The 19984-nt window shown below is 30.4% G+C and carries 17 protein-coding genes, 1 tRNA gene and 1 other RNA gene; 4 read left to right on the forward strand and 15 right to left on the reverse strand.

Going from position 1 to position 19984, the window contains the following annotated elements; genetic code table 11:
- Window positions 1-236 precede the first annotated feature (236 nt).
- Both CLAU_RS05970 and CLAU_RS05975 read right to left on the reverse strand, forming a co-directional pair.
- Window positions 237-497, reverse strand: a complete 261-nt coding sequence (locus tag CLAU_RS05970) for a spore coat protein (RefSeq protein ID WP_013239983.1) — start codon at window positions 495-497, stop codon at window positions 237-239.
- A 20-nt stretch (window positions 498-517) separates the two neighbouring features.
- The gene (locus CLAU_RS05975; protein ID WP_013239984.1) at window positions 518-724 is read right to left on the reverse strand and encodes a hypothetical protein; all 207 of its coding nucleotides are present in this window, start codon (window positions 722-724) and stop codon (window positions 518-520) included.
- 216 nt (window positions 725-940) lie between these two features.
- Here CLAU_RS05975 and CLAU_RS05980 point away from each other — a divergent pair, with 216 nt between their 5' ends.
- Window positions 941-2506 (forward strand): FAD-dependent oxidoreductase, encoded by a 1566-nt coding sequence (locus CLAU_RS05980; protein WP_013239985.1) that lies wholly within the window; start codon window positions 941-943, stop codon window positions 2504-2506.
- A gap of 64 nt (window positions 2507-2570) precedes the next feature.
- Entirely contained in the window at window positions 2571-3608 is a 1038-nt protein-coding gene (locus tag CLAU_RS05985) for an alpha/beta hydrolase (protein ID WP_013239986.1), read from the forward strand.
- Window positions 3609-3783: 175 nt separating this feature from the next.
- On the opposite strand, the gene CLAU_RS05990 is transcribed toward CLAU_RS05985, so the two are convergent.
- The 4 genes from CLAU_RS05990 to polA all read right to left on the reverse strand — a co-directional run bounded on the left by CLAU_RS05990 (window position 3784) and on the right by polA (window position 7808).
- Window positions 3784-3868: transfer RNA gene (locus CLAU_RS05990), tRNA-Leu, on the reverse strand.
- 54 nt (window positions 3869-3922) lie between these two features.
- A complete protein-coding gene (locus CLAU_RS05995; protein ID WP_023162173.1) occupies window positions 3923-4510 on the reverse strand; it encodes a lytic transglycosylase domain-containing protein in 588 nt (195 codons plus the stop codon).
- Window positions 4511-4529: 19 nt separating this feature from the next.
- Window positions 4530-5153 carry a dephospho-CoA kinase gene (gene coaE / locus CLAU_RS06000; RefSeq protein WP_013239988.1) on the reverse strand — a complete coding sequence of 208 codons (624 nt, stop codon included), beginning with the start codon at window positions 5151-5153 and terminating at the stop codon, window positions 4530-4532.
- A gap of 24 nt (window positions 5154-5177) precedes the next feature.
- On the reverse strand, window positions 5178-7808 hold the full coding sequence (gene polA / locus CLAU_RS06005) for a DNA polymerase I (RefSeq protein ID WP_013239989.1): 2631 nt from the start codon (window positions 7806-7808) through the stop codon (window positions 5178-5180).
- A gap of 325 nt (window positions 7809-8133) precedes the next feature.
- Here polA and CLAU_RS06010 point away from each other — a divergent pair, with 325 nt between their 5' ends.
- Complete coding sequence (locus CLAU_RS06010) at window positions 8134-8784, forward strand: hypothetical protein (RefSeq protein ID WP_013239990.1); 651 nt, start codon at window positions 8134-8136, stop codon at window positions 8782-8784.
- A 112-nt stretch (window positions 8785-8896) separates the two neighbouring features.
- Here the strand turns inward: CLAU_RS06010 and CLAU_RS06015 are convergent, their stop codons facing one another.
- A complete protein-coding gene (locus CLAU_RS06015) occupies window positions 8897-9433 on the reverse strand; it encodes an MEDS domain-containing protein (protein WP_013239991.1) in 537 nt (178 codons plus the stop codon).
- 394 nt (window positions 9434-9827) lie between these two features.
- Window positions 9828-10466 (reverse strand): PAQR family membrane homeostasis protein TrhA, encoded by a 639-nt coding sequence (gene trhA, locus CLAU_RS06020; RefSeq protein ID WP_013239992.1) that lies wholly within the window; start codon window positions 10464-10466, stop codon window positions 9828-9830.
- Between the two features lie 193 nt (window positions 10467-10659).
- Here trhA and CLAU_RS06025 point away from each other — a divergent pair, with 193 nt between their 5' ends.
- Window positions 10660-11328 (forward strand): DUF6483 family protein, encoded by a 669-nt coding sequence (locus CLAU_RS06025; protein WP_013239993.1) that lies wholly within the window; start codon window positions 10660-10662, stop codon window positions 11326-11328.
- Here CLAU_RS06025 and ssrS read toward each other — a convergent pair.
- The 7 genes from ssrS to CLAU_RS06055 all read right to left on the reverse strand — a co-directional run bounded on the left by ssrS (window position 11326) and on the right by CLAU_RS06055 (window position 19922).
- Window positions 11326-11502: non-coding RNA, 6S RNA (ssrS, locus tag CLAU_RS19970), on the reverse strand. The genes CLAU_RS06025 and ssrS overlap by 3 nt on opposite strands.
- A gap of 59 nt (window positions 11503-11561) precedes the next feature.
- A complete protein-coding gene (gene aspS / locus CLAU_RS06030; RefSeq protein ID WP_013239994.1) occupies window positions 11562-13334 on the reverse strand; it encodes an aspartate--tRNA ligase in 1773 nt (590 codons plus the stop codon).
- A gap of 15 nt (window positions 13335-13349) precedes the next feature.
- On the reverse strand, window positions 13350-14600 hold the full coding sequence (gene hisS / locus CLAU_RS06035; RefSeq protein ID WP_013239995.1) for a histidine--tRNA ligase: 1251 nt from the start codon (window positions 14598-14600) through the stop codon (window positions 13350-13352).
- A gap of 78 nt (window positions 14601-14678) precedes the next feature.
- A complete protein-coding gene (locus tag CLAU_RS06040; RefSeq protein WP_013239996.1) occupies window positions 14679-16109 on the reverse strand; it encodes a coproporphyrinogen III oxidase in 1431 nt (476 codons plus the stop codon).
- A gap of 535 nt (window positions 16110-16644) precedes the next feature.
- The gene (locus CLAU_RS06045; protein ID WP_013239997.1) at window positions 16645-17244 is read right to left on the reverse strand and encodes an MBL fold metallo-hydrolase; all 600 of its coding nucleotides are present in this window, start codon (window positions 17242-17244) and stop codon (window positions 16645-16647) included.
- A 36-nt stretch (window positions 17245-17280) separates the two neighbouring features.
- On the reverse strand, window positions 17281-17730 hold the full coding sequence (dtd, locus tag CLAU_RS06050) for a D-aminoacyl-tRNA deacylase (RefSeq protein ID WP_023162175.1): 450 nt from the start codon (window positions 17728-17730) through the stop codon (window positions 17281-17283).
- 14 nt (window positions 17731-17744) lie between these two features.
- A complete protein-coding gene (locus tag CLAU_RS06055; protein WP_013239999.1) occupies window positions 17745-19922 on the reverse strand; it encodes a RelA/SpoT family protein in 2178 nt (725 codons plus the stop codon).
- Window positions 19923-19984 lie beyond the last annotated feature (62 nt).

Consider the following 19984-nt stretch of genomic DNA (forward strand, 5'->3'; position numbering starts at 1 on the left):
TCACACGTTCTTCAAACTTCACTTATTAGAAACTACCCTAAACTACTGTAAATCAATACCTTTAGTAAACTTAAAACAAGTTTGCTATCATTCTATATATGTATATTATCACATTAAATTAAACATTTCAATTTAATTTTAACACTACTTTAGATTCATTAAAATATACCTTCTGGAAAACACTTAGCAAATAAAAAACAATCTCAATTTTCAAATTGAGATTGTTTTTTATCTTACTATCTTAATGAGCTCATCATTTGATTAGATTCATTTTTTAATTGTTGTACATCCGATTCTGGGGCATCTTTTGTAGGATACCATCCCTTTTGTCTCATAGTATCAAAAATTTTGTATTGAATATCCTGGGCATTTTTAAAATTGTTTACTAAGGTGTTTCTTAAATTAGTACAAGAAGTTTCTGTTATTCCTGTACTATATGCTGAAATAACCTGTTTTTCACTAGCTAAAAGGTCGTGCATAAGTTCTTGTTCATTCATAATCTAATTCCCCTTTCTTTTTATTGATGTGAATCTAAATAGGATTTTAAAGATGTAAAATTTTGTTTGTGGACTTGAGCAGCTTCATTACACAAATTTTTTATTTGCGTATCACTGCATCTTCCTGAACAATCATTAAATTTCTTGTTCATCAATGCTTCGTATTCAATTTGATCCTTCAATACCTTTAAATTTCCAGTATCCAATTGTTTGTTGCCAGTTGTCATAATTTCTACCTCCCTAATTTTTTTTACAAGTATATTATTACCTTATAAATCAAATTTATGTATATAATATTCAAGATCATTGAACATAAGCTCTTAGGCATTTTCAAAGAAATAACCAATCATCATGCTAGTCTATTTTTTCAAATGCCTTATTGAATATTTTTTTATTAAAAGGAAAAATTAATCTTATCTGAATATATAAAGGAGCGTAGGTTTATGAATAAATGCTGTACTAATCCTAATGCTATAGAAGGAATTTTAGAGTCTTACTGGATAGACTCCACATCCAAAACAAATTACCCTTCTTTAAAAGAAGACATACAAGTTGATATTGCAATCATAGGAGGCGGCATAGCTGGAATTACCTGTGCCTTTCTACTAAAAAAAGAAGGTTTTAAAGTTGCTGTATTAGAAGCAGACAACATAGCAAACGGTACCTCCGGTCATACAACTGCTAAAATAACTTCCCAACATCATTTAATATATGATAAATTAATAAATGAATTTGGAATGGAAAAGGCAAGACAATATGCAGAAGCAAATGAAATTTCCATTAGATTTATAGAAAATTTAGTAAAAGAATACAACATAGATTGTGACTATAAACATGTACCTGCTTATATGTATACCCAGGACAAAAATTATGTAAAAAGTCTAGAAAAGGAAGTAAAAGCTGCCCAAAGTCTTGGATTAAAAGCAGAATACTTGGATAATATACCTCTTCCATTACCCATAGAAGGCGCTGTCTATTTTAAAGATCAGGCTGAATTTCATCCTAAAAAGTATCTTTTATCCCTTGCTGATAAAATACCTGGAAATGGCAGCTATATATTCGAAAAGACTACTATAATAGATGTAGAAAGCGAAGCTCCCTGTATACTTTTATCCCGTAATGGAAAAAAAGTAACCTCATCAAAACTCATTATAGCTTCACATTTTCCGTGTTATGATAACTTAGGTTTATATTTTACTAGACTTAAACCAGATAGGTCTTATGTATTAGCATTAAAAATTAAAGAAAAATTTCCAGAAGGTACATTTATAAATGCAGAAAGTCCCGGCCGCTCCCTTCGTTCTCAGACTGATAATGGAAAAGAAATTGTGCTTATTGGAGGAGAAGGTCATAAAACAGCCCATGGTGAAAACACTATAAATCATTATAATAATTTGAAATGCTTTTCTGAAAATATATTTAGTGTTGAAAAGATTTTGTATCAATGGTCTACACAGGATTACATAACCTTAGATGGGGTACCTTATATAGGCAAATTGACTTCATCATCAAAAAATATCTATGTAGCCACAGGTTTTGGAAAATGGGGAATGACGAACAGCACCGCTGCCGCTGTCCTATTAAAGGATTTAATTATGAATCATGACAATCCTTGGGAGCAAATTTATAACCCTTCTCGTTCTATAACACTTAATTCTACTAAAAACTTTTTTGTAGAAAACTTTGATGTAGCCAAACAACTACTGGAGGGAAAACTTAGTTATGCCTCCAGTGAACTCAAATTTAAAAAAGGGGAAGGAAAAGTTTTTACTTTTAATGGGAATAAGTATGGAGCTTATAAAGATGAAGATGGCATTACCCACATAGTAGATATCACCTGCACCCATATAGGATGTGAATTAGTGTGGAACGATGCTGAGAAAACCTGGGATTGTCCTTGTCATGGTTCTAGATTCAGCTACGAAGGTGATGTAGTAGAAGGTCCTGCACATCGCAGGTTAAATCATTTTAGGGAGAAACCAAATAAACCTGACCCAAACATTGTTTGATATATAATGTTCCAGCAGAAATACGCGTTACTGAATTCCACAATAGGCGGAGGATGTAAATAGAATGAAAAAATTTATTAAAATAACATCAGTTATCCTATTTATAATTATAGCAGCGGGTTTTTTTATTATTGAAAATTTAACTAAAACAAATAGTGGTAAACTTGATACTTATGTCGCAATAAAATTACACCTAAACAAAATTTTAAGCCCTAATTCAATAGATGCTAAATCAATAAAAGAAATCAGAGAATACTTAAATACCCAATCAACTAAATGGTCTAACAATCCCATACCATTTTCTAATATAAAAAACACTACTATAAAGGTAAACTCTGAAAAAATACCAGTACGTATATATACTCCTAAAGATAGCAGCAAACTTCCTATTATTATTTACTCTCATGGTGGTTTCTGGATTGCAGGAAGTATTGATAATTACGATAGTATTTGTAGAAAACTTTCGCAGAATACGAATGCAATAGTAATATCTGTAGGCTACCGCCTTGCTCCAGAAAATCCTTTTCCTGCTGCAGTTAATGATATGTATAATGTACTCCAATGGACTCATAAAAATGCATCAAGTATAAATGGAGATGGAAGATATATAGCACTTACAGGGGACAGTGCAGGCGGAAATCTTTCTGCTGCAGTTTCTCTCATGTCAAGAGATAAAAATGGTCCTCCTGTAACTTGTGAAGTGCTAATATATCCATCCACAAATATATTTCAATTAAATAGTAATTCCTGGTCTTATTTTGCCAATAATCTTAACATCTCAAAAACAGACATGGAAAAATATATCTCACTATATGTTCCCAAAAAAGAGGATAGAAAAAATCCTTATGCATCTCCTCTTTTAGCTAGAGACTTTAAAAAGTTACCTGATACACTTATAATAACAGCAGAAATTGATCCCCTCCGGGATGAAGGTGAAGCTTATGGTAAAAAGTTAAAGGATGCAGGAATAAATACACAAGTTACCCGGTACAATGGTGTACCCCATGGATTTATTTCAATGAGTAAAATAACAAATAAATCAGAGAAAGCCTTAAATGAGATTTCTCTCTACCTTCAAAAAGAGTTTCACAAACATAAATAATATAAACAGATTTCTAAGCATCAGATGGAGTTTTGACTCCACCTGATGCTTAGAAATCGTTATCCAGGGACGTAGCTGCTCTTTACTCCAACTTGAAGAAGTGGGAGTATTAGAGCAGGTAGTCATCGGACAAATAAAAAAAGGCAAGTTTTAAACTTGCCTAACATTTCTTAAATGGTGCGAAGAACGGGAGTTGAACCCGTACGATGTTACTCACACGCCCCTCAAACGTGCGCGTCTGCCTATTCCGCCACCCTCGCATTACAATAGTTATTATAATGACTTTTTATTAAACTGTCAACTAAATTTTAAAATTACAAAAAATTTACAATAATTATAGAAGTATTCATCTGCAAATTCTTGTATAAGTACTTATATACCCTGTAATTTACTTTTACACGTTTAATATATTTATCCGTTTCTTTAAAAGGTATGTACTGTATATTCTTTCCATCTTTAGAATGATCGGAATCCTTCAACCACTTTTTTACATTTCCCCTACCTCCATTGTAAGCTGCCAAAATTAAATCCATATTGTTATCAAACTCTGATTTTAAATTGTTCAAATACCAGCATCCCATTCTTATATTAAACTCAGGATCATTTAGCATGTTATCTTGGAAATTTGATACTCCCATCTTATCTGCCGCCCATTCTGCAGTATCTGGAGTTATCTGCATAAGTCCTATAGCATTTTTGTTGGACCTTACATTTTCTTTAAAGTTACTTTCTGTCTTAATTACAGCCATTACAAAGTAGGGATCTAAATCATATTGTTTTGCATATTCTGCTATATAAGTTGAATACTTTAATGGATAACAATATCTTGCAATACTTTTTACACATAATACAGCTACCATTATTAGTATTATAACTATTGCTACTTTTTTTAGAAACCTCAATTTTTTTGTGTCTTAAAAACTATATTTTAGGACACTTCACCCCCCCATATTTTCTGCTTATTCTTATAAATATCTCCTTTAATTGTGTTTTAGTTTCATCTAAAGTATTAGAATTATCTAGTACAAAGTCCGCATACTTTTTCTTTTCTTCCAAAGGCATCTGAGAGTTTATTCTGCTAAGCACTTGACCTTCCGTTAATTTATCTCTACTTTTTACCCTGCTTATCTGTACCTCTTTATTTACCCAAACTAATAGCATTTCATCCAAATAACTACAAAATCCATTTTCTATGAGGGTAGCTCCATCTATAACACAAATTTTTTCACATTTTTGTTCTAATTCTTCTACTTTTTTTAATATTTCCTTTTTAATGAAAGGCATTATAATACTTTCATATTTAGTTCTTTCTCCTTCATTAGAAAATATATAATTTCCAAATTCTTTTCTTCTAAGTTTACCTGAAAGATCAATAAATCTTTCTCCAAAAATACATTTAATTTTTTCAATTATTACAGGATATTTTTCAATTACTTCCCTAGCTATAATATCTGCATCCACTATACTTATATCGTGCTCTCTCAGTATATCAGAAACAGTGCTTTTTCCGCTTCCTATACCTCCAGTAAGCCCTATTTTAATCACAGTTTTCTTCCCCTTTATACTAATTTACTTAGCCTCATACCAATTACTTCCTACACTTATATCTACTTCAAGAGGGACTTTCAGTTGTAAAACTTTTTCCATTTCTTCTTTTACTACAGATTTTACATTATCAATTTCCTCTTTATACACATTTAGAATTAGTTCATCATGTACCTGAAGTATTAGTTTGCTTTTTAATTTATTTTCCTCTAATCTTCTATACACATTTACCATAGCTATTTTTATTATGTCCGCTGCACTGCCTTGAATAGGTGTGTTCATTGCAAGTCTTTCTCCAAATGACCTCACTATCTTATTTGAAGATTTTATCTCAGGTATAAACCTCCTTCTATTCATAAGTGTAGTAACATAAGAATTTACTTTAGCCTCTTTTACTATATCGTCCATATATAACTTTACCTTCGGATATCTTTCAAAATAAGTGTCTATATAAAGCTTTGCTTCTTTTCTAGATATTTTTAAATTTTTAGCCAAACTAAAGTCACCTATTCCATAGACTATACCAAAGTTTACTGCTTTAGCATTACTTCTCTGAGCAGATGTAACTTCATCTATAGGTACCTTAAACACTTCTGAAGCAGTTTTTGTATGAATATCACTATGATTTATAAACGCACTTATCAAATTTTCATCATCAGCAATATGAGCAAGTACTCTCAATTCTATCTGTGAATAGTCTGCTGAAAGTATAACACAGTCTTCATTTTCTGGAACAAATATTTTTCTTATCTCTTTACCCATCTCATATTTTATAGGTATATTTTGAAGATTAGGTTCTGTACTTGAAAGTCTTCCCGTAGTTGTTACCGTTTGATTAAAACTGGAATGAATTTTGTCATCTTCCTGTATTACTGCTTTAAGTCCTTCAATATATGTTGAATACAATTTAGTAAGCTGTCTATAGTAAATTATCTTTTCAACTATAGGATGTTTATCTTTTAATTTTTCAAGTACTTCTGCATTAGTGGAATATCCCGTCTTAGTCTTTTTTATTACAGGTAGATCCAACTTTTCAAATAAAATTTTTCCAAGCTGTTTTGGAGAATTTATATTGAATTCTTCTTCAGAAAGAGAATATATTTCTTTCTGTACTTTATCTATTTCAATTTTAAATTTACCTTCTTGTTCCACAAGCTTATCTTTATCAACCTTAAAGCCTTCACATTCCATAGATGCAAGCACGTATATAAGAGGCTGTTCTACTTTATACAAAAGCTCTTCCATATGAGCTTCTTCTATTTTCTTTGTAAGCTCGGAATAAACCTTACTAAAAAGCACAGTTTCCTTAGAAAAAAATTTTTCGTCATCTTCTGAAATTTCAACTCCCGTATACTGTCTTATAATATCCTTAAGCTCATAGTCAGATCTCGATGAATCTATAAGATAAGCTGCTATTTTTATATCAAATTCTAATTTTAAAAATCTTATACCCATTTTATATAATATGCTGCAAGGAACTTTTACATCATACCCTACCTTGGATATACCTTCATTTTCAAATAAAAGTTTAAAAAGTTCTACTGCTTTATTTTTATCTTCATTATATATTTCATTTATATGTATCTGAAAGTTTTTTTCATTTAAACTTATAAATACCTTATCTATATAATTTCTAGAATAACTTTCCTCGTCTTCTACTTTAAAGTTTATATATACTAAATCATTATTTTTTAAAGAATTTACAAAATCACTAAACTTGTGTAAAGTATCTATTTCCGTAAATTCAACATCAAATTCCTGTGCTTTATCCTTCTGGATTTCGTTAAGCCCATGAATTTTGCTTATCAAAGATTTAAATTCAAGTTTTTCAAATACCTTCTTTAATCCCTGTGCATCATACTCTTCCTTTGACTCAATGGACTCAAGATCCATTTCCACAGGTACATTAGTCATAATAGTTGCAAGTTTTTTACTAAAAATAGCCTGCTCCATATTATCTTTTAAGTTTTCCTTTAGCTTTTTTCCACTTATATCCTCTACATTTTCATATACATTTTCTATACTCTTATATTGTTTTATTAATTTAAAAGCAGTTTTTTCACCTACACCAGGAACCCCAGGTATATTGTCTGAAGTATCACCCATAAGTCCTTTAACATCTATAAACTGTGTAGGAGTTACCCCATACTCTTCTATCATCCTATTTCTATCATATATCTCTTTTTGAGTTATACCTTTTTTAGTTATAACTATCTTTACTTTATCTGTAGCAAGCTGAAGGGCATCCCTATCTCCTGTAACTATATAGACCTGTATACCATTTTTTTCAGCAAAGACAGATAGTGTTCCCATAAGATCATCTGCTTCAAATCCATCTATTTCAAAAATACTTACGGACATCATTTTTAATATTTCCTTGATTACTGGAAATTGCTCTGACAATTCAGGAGGCATCTTTTTTCTTCCAGCTTTATATTCACTGTATTTATTATGTCTAAAAGTAGGTGCACTTCTATCAAAAGTACATACCACATAATCTGGTTTAATTTCCTCCTTCATTTTAAGAAGCATATTTAAAAAACCATAAACTGCATTTGTATGGACTCCTTCTAGATTAGTTAGATCTGGGAGTGCGTAAAATGCCCGATGCATCAAACTATGTCCATCTAATATCAGCAACTTTTCATCATTCATTGAATTACCTCCAAAATTTCATTTATGAAGAAACTGTACACTCTATATATAGTATCATTTTTATTGTAAATTAGAAATAAAGTATTGTAAAAATTTTTATCTTATTCTAAAATTAATATAAACACATTAAAATTATAATTATATCATGTACAAGTTAATAATTCTATATTTAATTTTTACTTTCACTGCAATTAATAATTTCAACTAATTAAAAATCTTTAATATAGCAATTCAGATTCAAAATATTTTCTATTTAATTTCTATACTAAATATATAAATATCCTATATATTACTAATTGCAGTCTATTTTCAAGGAGGCTTTTATATGTTACTAAGCTATAAATTTTCGAACAACATTCCTCTATTTAAATGTGATATTTGCGGGAACTGCAGTAATTTTGTAGAATCCACATCCTATACAAATATAAAGAACAGAGGTTGCTGCTGGTACTTTCCAAAATACAATCTAGTAGATATTAAAAATATAATAAACAATGGGAACATAGATTTTATATACTATTTATCTTCTATTCCAAATTGTGTAGAAAATTATGATATCAGGGTAAAAGGAATCTTTTTTAAAAATCAATATGACAATTACACTGAAAACAATATAAAATACAGTGATTTTGACAATAGTCTCTTTTTTAGATTATGTCCTTTTTTAAAAAAAGATGGGTGCAAATTAAGTTTTTCTTTACGACCACATCCATGTAATTTATATTTATGTAGAGAGGTCCTTCAATTGGCAGGTAAAGTATACACCATGTATTCTCGAGAACGAAAGGATTATTATGCTTATTGTAACTATTTTAATGAGTGCTTAAAAGAAGACTTAGAATCTAATAATGCAACCTTATCAGATAATTTAGAGGAATCTTTAGATATATTAAATTCTTCCACATTACCTCCTTTTCAACCTAGAAAATTACAAAATATTTACATAAATTATTCTACATGTCACCATAGTGCCTAAACTTTAAATTTTTAAGAATACTTTTTGTTAATTTAGGTTAAACTTATACTGCCTTGATGATATGATAACTCCCATTAATTCTATGTAAAATGATCCTAGTTTAAAACTAGGATTATTTTACACTCACTAATTTTCTATTATATAGTCTATAATTATGAATTTTATAGGATTCTTTGATAACCTTTTCATTTATAAACCTTTTATTCTTTAAGTAATCTTCAAAATTATAAATACACATACAAGAAGCACTCATTTCTAAAATTATATTTAATATATTTCTATTAAAATTCAGAAAATTATTCTGGGAAGTATTATAGATGGCATAATCAACCTGTATAATAAATCTTACGCCTACATATCCCTCTTTATTAATTTTATCTATATACTTTAAAACTTCTCTTCTTATATTATTTACTTTCAACTTTGGATACTCATTAATCACTTGTGTCATATCAACGTATTCCACACAATTATTTTTTGTGTCAACATACTTTAATAATTTTTTATACAGTTTTAAATCCGTGTATACACAGATTTTCTCTTTTCTTTCAATACCTTCTTTTATATATTGACACATATTTATAATTAAATGTTCTAATCCAAAGTAATAAAATGAAGAATTAAGTCCAAAAATACTATGATTAATCATATCTTTTTATCCTTTACAAAATAAGTTTATTGTTTATGTATTCTACATAATATATACATACTCCTCTTAATATTCATAAGTATATTACAAAATATTTCGTCACATATCTGTATTTTTATACTTTAATTTTTATAAAGTATTTCATTTTTTACATCGTTCCACTCTATTCTACTTATTATATCATCAAGTGATTCTTAGGTTCAGGTGGAGTTTGCTTATAAGGAATCCTTTTCTCCATCTGAACCTTATTAACAGTATTCTTAGTGTCTTTAGCACTTAGAATACGTTATCCTTTAGGGAAAGAACTTATCCAGGGATATAGCTGCTCGCAACGTACACTTGGAGAAGTGGGAATATTAGATCAGGTAGTCATCGGATAAAACTTTCCTGTCATTTATAGATATAAAAGCACACAGAAGAAGTGACAGGCACTTCCACCTATAACAAAAAGGTGCCATATGGCATGATTATAAGGTATTTTATCTAACATGTATAAAAAAGCTCCCACTGTATATATGATTCCACCTGCCACCAAAAGAGCTATTCCAGCTGGAGGAAGAAGTAATAAAAGTCTTTTCATAGCAAAAATTATTATCCATCCCATGGCAATATATATTAGTGTAGACACAACCTCATGTTTGCCTATCCAAAATATTTTCATTACTATCCCACAAATAGCCATAATCCATACTATTCCAAATATCATCCAACCTATAGAATTTCTTAAAATAGTAAGTGTAAAAGGAGTATAAGTTCCAGCTATTAATAGATAAATAGATGCATGGTCAAATATTCTAAAAACCTTTTTTACCTTTAAATTAGTTATACTGTGGTATAAAGTGGATTCTAGGTATAGAATAAGCATAGAAACTCCATAGATAGTATAGCTTACTATATACCACTTATCTCCCATCCTAGCAGAAAATACAATCAATAATACAAGAGCTGCAATTGACAGAAGCGTACCTATTCCATGTGTTACAGCATTAGCTACTTCCTCTCCTCTTGTATAAAACTTAAGTTGATTATCCATATTAAACCACTCCTTAATAAATTTTGCATGTCTCATACGTAGTTATTAAAACTACTTTGTGATATGTATATATGATAACATGGTATATATATAAGTTCAATATCTATTTCTATTTTTATAGTAAATAGATTGATTTTTTAGTATAATAAGTATTGTTATATTATTATTTGCAAAATTTATGGAGGCATACAAAATGTTAAAAAGAACTATTACTGCTGAATTAATTAAAAAATTTAATGAAATGCTATATAAAATACTAGATGATATGGATAATGAAAATTATGAAGGAGCCTTAGATTTAATAGATACCGCTTTCAAAGACATTTTTAGATTGAGCATAAAATTTTTCAATTCCCTATCTCTAGAAAATATAATGGAAATGGTAAAAATTAATGGGAGCATAGTTACAGACAAGTGCATAATCATGGCTAAATTGTTGGAAGAAGAAGGAAACGCCTTAGAATTTCAGCACAAACTGGATGATGCCTTTTATATACATCAGAAATCATTAAATTTGTTTTTGGAAGCTTATTTAAATGAAAGCACCAATTGTGATTTAAAAAATTATTTTTCAGATATAGATCCTTTAATAAATAAACTTTGTGAATATAAGCTTTCTTTTACTCTTTTAAGTAAAATAGCAGATTACTATGCAGAGACTAAAAGATATGATAAAGCAGATGATATAATCTATGAAATACTTGAAGAAAATAATCATGATGCAAAACATATAAAATTCGCAATAAAATTTTACGAAAATTTACTTTTAAAAAATGATAATGATTTAAACTCTGGAAACTTACCAAGAGAAGAAATAGAAGAGTCTTTGTCTTCTTTAAGAAACATATTACAAAACAAATAAAATCCCACCATGCCGTATTATGAGTTATTTTGAACCCGCCCCAAAGCAGGTGGGAATCTCCTTCTTACTTCCTGTCTCCATTATAAATGGATATCATTCCACAAGAAGAGTCCGATTCCCATTTATAAAATGTTCGGTCAAGACTAACTCATTCCACGCACACAGCAGGAATATTAATAATTTTATTATACTACATTTTTTAATATTTATGTTTACCCTTTGAATAATTCATATTATTTTATAGATATACCCAATTCTTTTAACTGAGATTCATCTACTACATTAGGAGCTTCCGTAAGTGGACAAAATGCATTCTGATTTTTAGGGAAAGCTATTACATCTTTTATATTATCGGTTTTTGCTAAAAACATTACCATCCTGTCAAATCCATAAGCAAGTCCGCCGTGTGGTGGTGGTCCAAACTTAAATGCTTCAAGCAAATATCCAAACTTCTCCCAGGCATTTTCCTGTGAAATACCAATTACTTTAAACATTCTTTCTTGAAGTTTAGTATCATGTATTCTTATGCTTCCTCCGCCTAATTCTTCTCCATTTAGAACTATATCATAAGCTTTTGCTCTTACTCTTCCAGGATCACTCTCTAAATACTGTATATCTTCGTCCATAGGTGCTGTAAATGGATGATGCTCTGCCTGATATCTTTGTTCGTCCTCATTATAGGATAGAAGAGGGAACTCAGTTACCCATACAAATCTAAACTCATCATTTCCATCCAATATGCCTGTTTCTTTTGCCATATGAACTCTGAGTGCACCAAGGCTTTCAAACACCACTTTATTTTTATCTGCCACAACAAGAATAAGATCTCCTGGTACTGCTTCCAATTTATTTAATATATTTTTAGTATCTTCCTCAGTTAAGAATTTTGATATAGAAGATTTAATTCCATCTTCCTTATATGCTATCCATACAAGTCCTTTGGCACCATAGTCTTTTACAAATTCAACTAGCTTATCAATCTGTTTTCTTCCCATTTTAGCTGAATTTGGCACCTTTATGGCTCTTACAGAACCACCAGCTTCAATTGCACTTTGGAAAACCTTGAAATCTATATTCTTTACAACTTCACTTATATCATTTATTTCCATGCCAAATCTTAAATCAGGTTTATCTGATCCATATTTCTCCATGGCAATTTTATAAGGCATTCTCTCTATAGGTAGTTTTACATCTACATTTAGGATTTTCTTAAATACCCTTTGAATAAACCTTTCATTCAAGTTTATTACATCATCTTGCTCTACAAAAGAAAGCTCCATATCTATCTGGGTAAATTCAGGCTGTCTATTCGCCCTCAAATCTTCATCTCTAAAGCATTTAACTATCTGAAAGTATCTGTCATATCCTGAAACCATCAAAAGCTGTTTAAAAAGCTGTGGTGATTGAGGAAGGGCATAAAACTTTCCATTGTAATTTCTGCTTGGTACGAGATAATCCCTAGCACCTTCTGGTGTACTTTTGCCAAGCATTGGAGTTTCTATTTCTAAAAATCCTTCTTCATCTAAAAAGTCTCTTACTACCTTTGCTGTTTTATGTCTTGTCATAAGTATTCTCTGCATATCTGGTCTTCTTAAATCTAAATATCTGTATTTGAGTCTTATGTTTTCAGCTGCATCTAAGTTTTCCTTTATGTATATAGGAGGTGTTTGAGACTCTGAAAATATCTTTATATACTCTCCTTTTACTTCTACCATACCTGTTGGAATTTCCGTATTTGGGGATTCTCTTTTTACAATAGTTCCTGTAGCTGCTATGCAGTATTCAGATTTTACATTATCTGATTTTTCAAAAGCTTCTTTATTTATCTTCTCTCCAAATACAATTTGAAGTATTCCTGTTCTATCTCTTAAATCTACAAATATGAGTCCACCTAAATTTCTTTTTCTCTGAACCCATCCCATTACTGTAATTTTTTCACCTATGTTACTTTCTCTCAGTTCACCACACATGTTGGTTCTCTTTAGTCCATTTAATGATTCTCCCATGTTAACACACTCCGTTTATAATCTAATTAAATCTGAAATTTTGTCTAGTTCTTCTAATTTAATTTCAAATTGATTGCCATCTTCCATTCTCTTAAATTTAGCAATTCCACATTCTAGCTCGTTGTCTCCAAGTATTACTGTAAACCTAGCTCCAATTTTATTTGCATACTTCATTTCAGCTTTTACGCTTCTATTTGTATGGTCGCATTCACATCTTACATTTTTTTCTCTCAATTGATTTACTAAATTAAGAGCCTTTAACTTAGCGTCATCTCCCATAGCTCCTACATATAAGTCTATGTATGGCCTATTAGGTATCTCTATTTTATTTTCTTCCAGAGTAAGAAGTGTCCTCTCTATTCCCATTCCAAAACCTACAGCAGGCATTTTAGGGCCTCCAACTTCCTCTATTAGATAATCATACCTTCCACCACCGCATATTGTTATATCATTGTTTATTATTTCAAATACGGTTTTAGTATAATAATCAAGTCCTCTTACTATTAAAGGATTTATCTTAAACTCTATATTTACAGCAGACAAATACTTTTGTAAACTTTCAAAGTGCTCCTTACAGTCATCACATAAGTAATCAATCATCAAAGGTGCATCTTTTACTATTTCTTTACAGCTTTCCACTTTACAATCCAATATCCTCATAGGATTTTTACTGAATCTGCTTTTACAGGTGTCACATAATGCATCATAATTTTCCTTCAAGAATTTTTTTAATGCTTCATTGTACTTTTTTCTGCAAGTAGCACATCCTATACTATTTATATTTAATTCAATTCCCTTTACTCCCAGTTCCTTATATACTCGCATAGCCAAACTTATAACTTCAGCATCCAGTGAAGCATTTTCTGCCCCAAATGCCTCTATACCAAATTGGTGATGTTCTCTAAGTCTTCCTTTTTGTACATTTTCATATCTTAAAACCGGGGTAAAATAAAATAACTTAGTTGGCTGAACTTCATTATACAAACTGCTCTCCACAAAAGCCCTCACTGCAGGGGATGTACCTTCTGCTTTAAGGGTTAGGCTTCTGCCAGCTTTATCTTGAAAGGTGTACATTTCTTTCTGAACAACATCTGTAGTTTCACCTACTCCCCTTTCAAAAAGTTCAGTATATTCAAATACTGGCGTCCTTATTTCTCTATACCCATAAGAAGCTGCTATATTTTTGAATTTATCTTCTAAATAATGCCACTTATAAGACTCCGTAGGTAATATATCTTTAGTACCTTTAGGTGCTTGTATAGCCATATTAATTTACTCCTTTTTTATTTTATATTTTCTTAAATTATAAATTATAAGTGAAATTTAAAAGTACATTTAAAAATTTTAATACAAAGTATTTAAAAGATCTATCTTTTTTTTCACCATTTCATCTATTCTTCTCACATATTCTCCTACATCTTTTATATTTGCCTGTCTTTCGAATCTATTTTCATCTAAAAACATGACTTTTGTAACAGCATCTGCTCCACAAGCTATTATAGTCTGCCTTTCTTCAATCATTTCCACATTATAAAGCCCTCTATGTTTTCCTGAGGTATATCCTATGTTTTCCATATTACCTACCATATTTTTTTGTCTATACATATAATATGGTTTCATGTTCATTGATTTAGCCAAAAGTGCAGTTCTTTCATACATCAAATTTAATTCTTCATGACCTGCAATAGAATAACTTATATTATTCACTATATTTTCATATAGTCTAGATGCTCTTTTTACAGACATACCATGTACGGTTAAATTATCTGGCCCAAGTTTTTCAATTTCATCGCAGGTTTTATTTACCTCCTCTATTCCTTCCCCAGGCAATCCTACAATCAAATCCATATTTATGTTGTCAAATCCATATTTTCTTGCCATATGAAACTTTTCCCTTACCTCATTTACTGAATGATTTCTTCCAATAAATTTTAATGTGCTGTCATTCATAGTCTGTGGATTTATACTAATCCTATTTACTCCATATCTTTTCATGGTTTCAAGTTTATTTGAAGTAATACTGTCAGGTCTGCCACATTCTACATCAAATTCTTTTATTTTATAGTCCCGTACAAAACTATTATATATTTCATGCATTAATTTTTCAAATTTTTCATTATCTATAGAAGTTGGAGTCCCTCCTCCAAAATATATACATTCTATATTTAACTCATGTTGTTTTATGTATTCAGACATTTTCTTTATCTCATAAGTCAAACTTTTAAGATAGGGTTCTACTAATTCCTTACAACCTTTAATAGGATTAGACGCAAAGGAACAATAAAGACATTTAGTTGGACAAAAAGGCATTCCTACATATACGCTTATATTTCTGCTATTTGAATTCACTAAGTTTTTTTCCGAATTTGCTACATCTATACAAAGTTCTGCCTTACTTTTATTACAACAAAAATGTTTGTCAAAATATTTTATTATTTCATCCCTGCTCTTGCCATCCTTTATAAATTTTAAAGTTATCTTACTAGGTCTTATTCCAACTAAAGTTCCCCATGGTAAAGTCTTCCCTGTTCTATTGGTAAAATACAAAAATATTGCTTTTTTTATATTTTCTCTTTCACTTAAACCACTTTCAAATTCCATTTTGCATATGTCATTTTTATCATCTATAATAACTTCATTTTGTAATAACTCTATATTAAAATTCCAACTTTCATCTTCTACAAAATTTATATCTGCAAAATCATAAAATAAATTGATCATTTGAAATATGTGATATCTATATTCCTTACTATTTAGTTTAACTTTTATCTCCATATCAATTAAAATTGTCATCTCTTTTCTTCTTCATACATTGTAAAATTAAAACTTATTCTCCGTATATTTTTACAACATTCAGCACGTTAAATATTTTGATAAGTCTAAGCAAAAAATTTTTAAAAAATCTAAGAACTTTTGAAAACTCGTACCTCAAACAATTCAAAAGTTCTAAGTTTTTTAAATTTTTTTCTAAGACTTATAAACAAAATATTTAAATGTGCTTCATCGTTGTAAAAATAATCCTGCGAATAAGTTTAAGTTTTAAAAATGCTATGTAGAATTGTAAGTAAAATTTGACCTTATACTAGAAGATATGATGTCAAAATTGAAAACACCTTTAAAAACTTTTTTATAAGTCTTAGGGAGGTATTTTAGAAAACCTTAGGAGTTTAGCTATGTTTGAGGTACGAGTTTAGCTAAACTCCTTTAGATTTTCAAAATACCGAACTCTAGACTTACTAAAAGTTTTTATGGTGTTGAAATTTGACAGCATAGCCCTAGTATATGTCATTTTTTACTACAATGTTTAAAGCTATAAAAATGGATTATACATTTTTTCTTCTTTGATAGAAGTTTTAGAACCATGACCTGGAAATACAACCATTTCATCTGGTAAAGTCATAAGCCTATTTTTTATACTGCCCATGATTGCATTAAAATCTCCTCCTGTAAAGTCAGTTCTTCCTACAGATCTTTTAAAAAGTGTATCTCCTGTAAACACCATGTTTTCTCCTAAGAAGCTTACTCCACCAGGTGTATGTCCAGGTGTATAAAGTGCTTTTAACTTTATATTTCCAAATTCAAACACCTGGTTATCTTCAATATATATGTCAACTTCATCTATAAGCTTTCCATACATAAGTTCTCTTGATTTCATCATGTTATAGTCTTCTCTGCTTATTGCTATAGGTGCATTATATTTATTTCTTATTTCCTCAGCTGCGCTCGTATGATCTGCATGACCATGAGTCAGTAATATATATTCTACTTTTGTCTTTGAAGCATCTATAGCATCTATTATATCTTTTACATCATCACCAGGATCAATTACTACAGACTTACCCTCTTTTTCATCTGCCAATATATAACAATTAGCTGCATATACCCCTACTATGACTTTTGTCAGTTTCATAAAAATACCTCCTTATCTTTTCCTTTACTTTGATAATTAAAACTTCTTCTTGCTGTCTATCATAATAGTGACAGGTCCATCATTTTCTATACTCACTAACATATTTGCACCAAATTTTCCTGTCTCAACCTTGCCTACTAAATTTCTGCATTGATCTACAAACTTTTCGTATATTTTCTCGGCTTCATCCCCACCCAATGCTTCTATAAAACTGGGTCTTCTGCCTTTTCTACAATCTCCATATAAAGTGAACTGGGAAACTATAATTATTTCTCCGTTTACATCCAGTAAGGACTTATTGAGCTTTCCATTTTCATCTTCAAATATTCTGAGGTTCAATATTTTGTCCCTCATATAAATTATATCCTCATCTGTATCTTCTTTAGATATTCCAAGTAGTACATTTAACCCCTTTTGTATTTGTCCTATAACCTTTCCTTCCACTTCAACTTTAGAGCTATTGACTCTTTGAACTACTGCTCTCATAATAACATATCTCCTTAATTTTTGGTTCTATAAACCTGAATAACGCCCTCTAATTTTCTAAACTTTTTCATTACATCCTTTAAGTCATCTACATTTGATATTTTTAATTTTATATCTATAACAGCCAATCCATTTTTTACTGGCTTAGCATTTACAGCATAAAGTGCAGTCTTACTATTACTTATAACTTCCATAGATTCAGCCAAAAGTTTTCCCCTATCTTCAGCTTCTATTTTAATCTGAGCAATATACTCTGCTCCTTTTGGTCTTCCCCAGGAAACTTCAACCACCATGTTATCTTTATTCTTTAATAGGAATTCTGCATTTTTACAATCTTTTCTATGGATTGATACTCCTCTTCCCTTTGTTATATATCCTATTATGTCATCACCTGGAACAGGATTACAGCACTTGGCAAATCTAACTAATACATTGCTTTCACCCTTTACTATTATCCCTGGAGATTTTTTCTCTGCTTTATGAGACTTACCCATAGGTTGATCCAGATTCTCTTGAATCTTCTTCCAGTCAATTTCATCCATCTTTGAAGTTTTCATATAAATATCTTTTATTCTTGAAACTATAGTAGAAGAGGTTACAGCACCAATTCCTACAGAAGCATACAAGTCATCTGCAGAATTCATATTATACCTTTTAAGAACTGTATCTAGGATTTCCTTCTTAGCAATTTCCCCAAAATTATATCCTTGCTTTTTTGTTTCCTTTTCAAGAAGGTCCTTTCCTTTTACTATATTCTCTTCTCTTTTTGCCTTTTTGAACCAGGATCTTATCTTGCTTTTTGCCTGATTACTTTTCGCCATATTTAGCCAGTCAATACTTGGACCTTTGGGTGTACTTGATACAAGCACTTCTACAATTTCCCCTGTTTTCAAATGATAGTCAAGAGGTACCATCTTACCACTTACTTTTGCACCTATACAACTATTTCCTATCTCAGTATGTATCTTATATGCAAAATCTATAGGGGTTGCTTCATAAGGTAAATTTATTACCTTTCCATTTGGAGTAAATACAAATACCTCATCTGAAAACAAATCTATTTTAAATCTTTCCATAAACTCTTCTGCATCTGAAGTTTCTCTCTGCCACTCAAGTATTTCTCTTAACCAGGTAAGTTTCTTATCTATATCATTTGCTGTATCAACGCCCTCCTTATATTTCCAGTGAGCTGCTATTCCATATTCTGCTGTTTTATGCATTTCAAAAGTTCTTATCTGTATTTCAAAAGGTTTGCCTTGAGGCCCTATAACTGTAGAATGTAGTGATTGATACATGTTTGGTTTAGGCATAGCAATATAGTCCTTAAATCTTCCTGGCATAGGCTTATATATTGTATGTGCTATTCCCAGTGCAGCATAACAATCCTTCACTGTATTTACTAAAATTCTTACAGCAGTTAAATCAAAAATTTGATCTATAGTTTTATTTTTCTTTACCATCTTTCTATATATACTATAAAAATGCTTTGGTCTTCCTTCAATGTCTGAATCTATTCCCGACTTTTTAAGGTTATCTTTTAATTGAGATATTATTTCATCAATATATTTTTCTCTTTCTACTCTTTTTTCAGCAATTTTTCTAACTATAAAATAATATTCATTTTGATTTATATACCTAAAGGCTAAATCCTCAAGTTCCCATTTAATTTTAGACATTCCAAGCCTATGGGCAAGAGGTGCATATATGTCAAAAGTTTCTTTTGCTTTTTCTTTCTGTTTTTTCACAGGCATGTATTTAAGTGTTCTCATATTATGAAGTCTATCTGCTAATTTTATAAGTATTACTCTTATGTCATCTGCCATTGCAAGGAGCATCTTTCTAACGTTATCAGCTTGCTGCTCTTCCTTAGTTTTACATTCTATTTTACCTAATTTAGTAACACCTTCTACTAAATTTGCAACTTCTACACTGAATTCCCTTTTTATGTCTTCATAGCTAAATTGCGTATCTTCTATTACGTCATGAAGGAGTCCTGCTACTATGGTGCTGGTATCGAGTCCCATTTCTACCAATATATAAGCTACCTCTACAGGATGGCTTATATAAGGTTCTCCCGATTCCCTTTTCTGTTTTTTATGAGCTTCATCGGCAAAATAATAAGCCTTTTCTACTATTTTTTTATCTACATTATTACAGTTTTTATCTATTAACTCCATTAATTTTTCTAACATACCGATACTCCCTAAAATCAATGGCTGGTTTAACAAACCAGCCATTATTTTTTACTAATATT

It is taken from the genome of Clostridium autoethanogenum DSM 10061, assembly GCF_001484725.1.
In the GTDB taxonomy this organism is placed as follows: Bacteria; Bacillota; Clostridia; order Clostridiales; family Clostridiaceae; genus Clostridium_B; species Clostridium_B ljungdahlii.

Bases quoted from the DNA above. Each gene is read 5' to 3' on its own strand.
- hisS (WP_013239995.1), bottom strand. From the start codon at position 14,600: ATGGCTATACAAGCACCTAAAGGTACTAAAGATATATTACCTACGGAG.
- CLAU_RS06015 (WP_013239991.1), bottom strand. From the start codon at position 9,433: ATGATTAATCATAGTATTTTTGGACTTAATTCTTCATTTTATTACTTT.
- CLAU_RS05985 (WP_013239986.1), top strand. From the start codon at position 2,571: ATGAAAAAATTTATTAAAATAACATCAGTTATCCTATTTATAATTATA.
- CLAU_RS05975 (WP_013239984.1), bottom strand. From the start codon at position 724: ATGACAACTGGCAACAAACAATTGGATACTGGAAATTTAAAGGTATTG.
- CLAU_RS06025 (WP_013239993.1), top strand. From the start codon at position 10,660: ATGTTAAAAAGAACTATTACTGCTGAATTAATTAAAAAATTTAATGAA.
- CLAU_RS06045 (WP_013239997.1), bottom strand. From the start codon at position 17,244: ATGAAACTGACAAAAGTCATAGTAGGGGTATATGCAGCTAATTGTTAT.
- CLAU_RS06055 (WP_013239999.1), bottom strand. From the start codon at position 19,922: ATGTTAGAAAAATTAATGGAGTTAATAGATAAAAACTGTAATAATGTA.
- CLAU_RS06010 (WP_013239990.1), top strand. From the start codon at position 8,134: ATGTTACTAAGCTATAAATTTTCGAACAACATTCCTCTATTTAAATGT.
- trhA (WP_013239992.1), bottom strand. From the start codon at position 10,466: ATGGATAATCAACTTAAGTTTTATACAAGAGGAGAGGAAGTAGCTAAT.
- CLAU_RS05970 (WP_013239983.1), bottom strand. From the start codon at position 497: ATGAATGAACAAGAACTTATGCACGACCTTTTAGCTAGTGAAAAACAG.
- CLAU_RS05980 (WP_013239985.1), top strand. From the start codon at position 941: ATGAATAAATGCTGTACTAATCCTAATGCTATAGAAGGAATTTTAGAG.
- polA (WP_013239989.1), bottom strand. From the start codon at position 7,808: ATGAATGATGAAAAGTTGCTGATATTAGATGGACATAGTTTGATGCAT.
- dtd (WP_023162175.1), bottom strand. From the start codon at position 17,730: ATGAGAGCAGTAGTTCAAAGAGTCAATAGCTCTAAAGTTGAAGTGGAA.
- aspS (WP_013239994.1), bottom strand. From the start codon at position 13,334: ATGGGAGAATCATTAAATGGACTAAAGAGAACCAACATGTGTGGTGAA.
- CLAU_RS06040 (WP_013239996.1), bottom strand. From the start codon at position 16,109: ATGGAGATAAAAGTTAAACTAAATAGTAAGGAATATAGATATCACATA.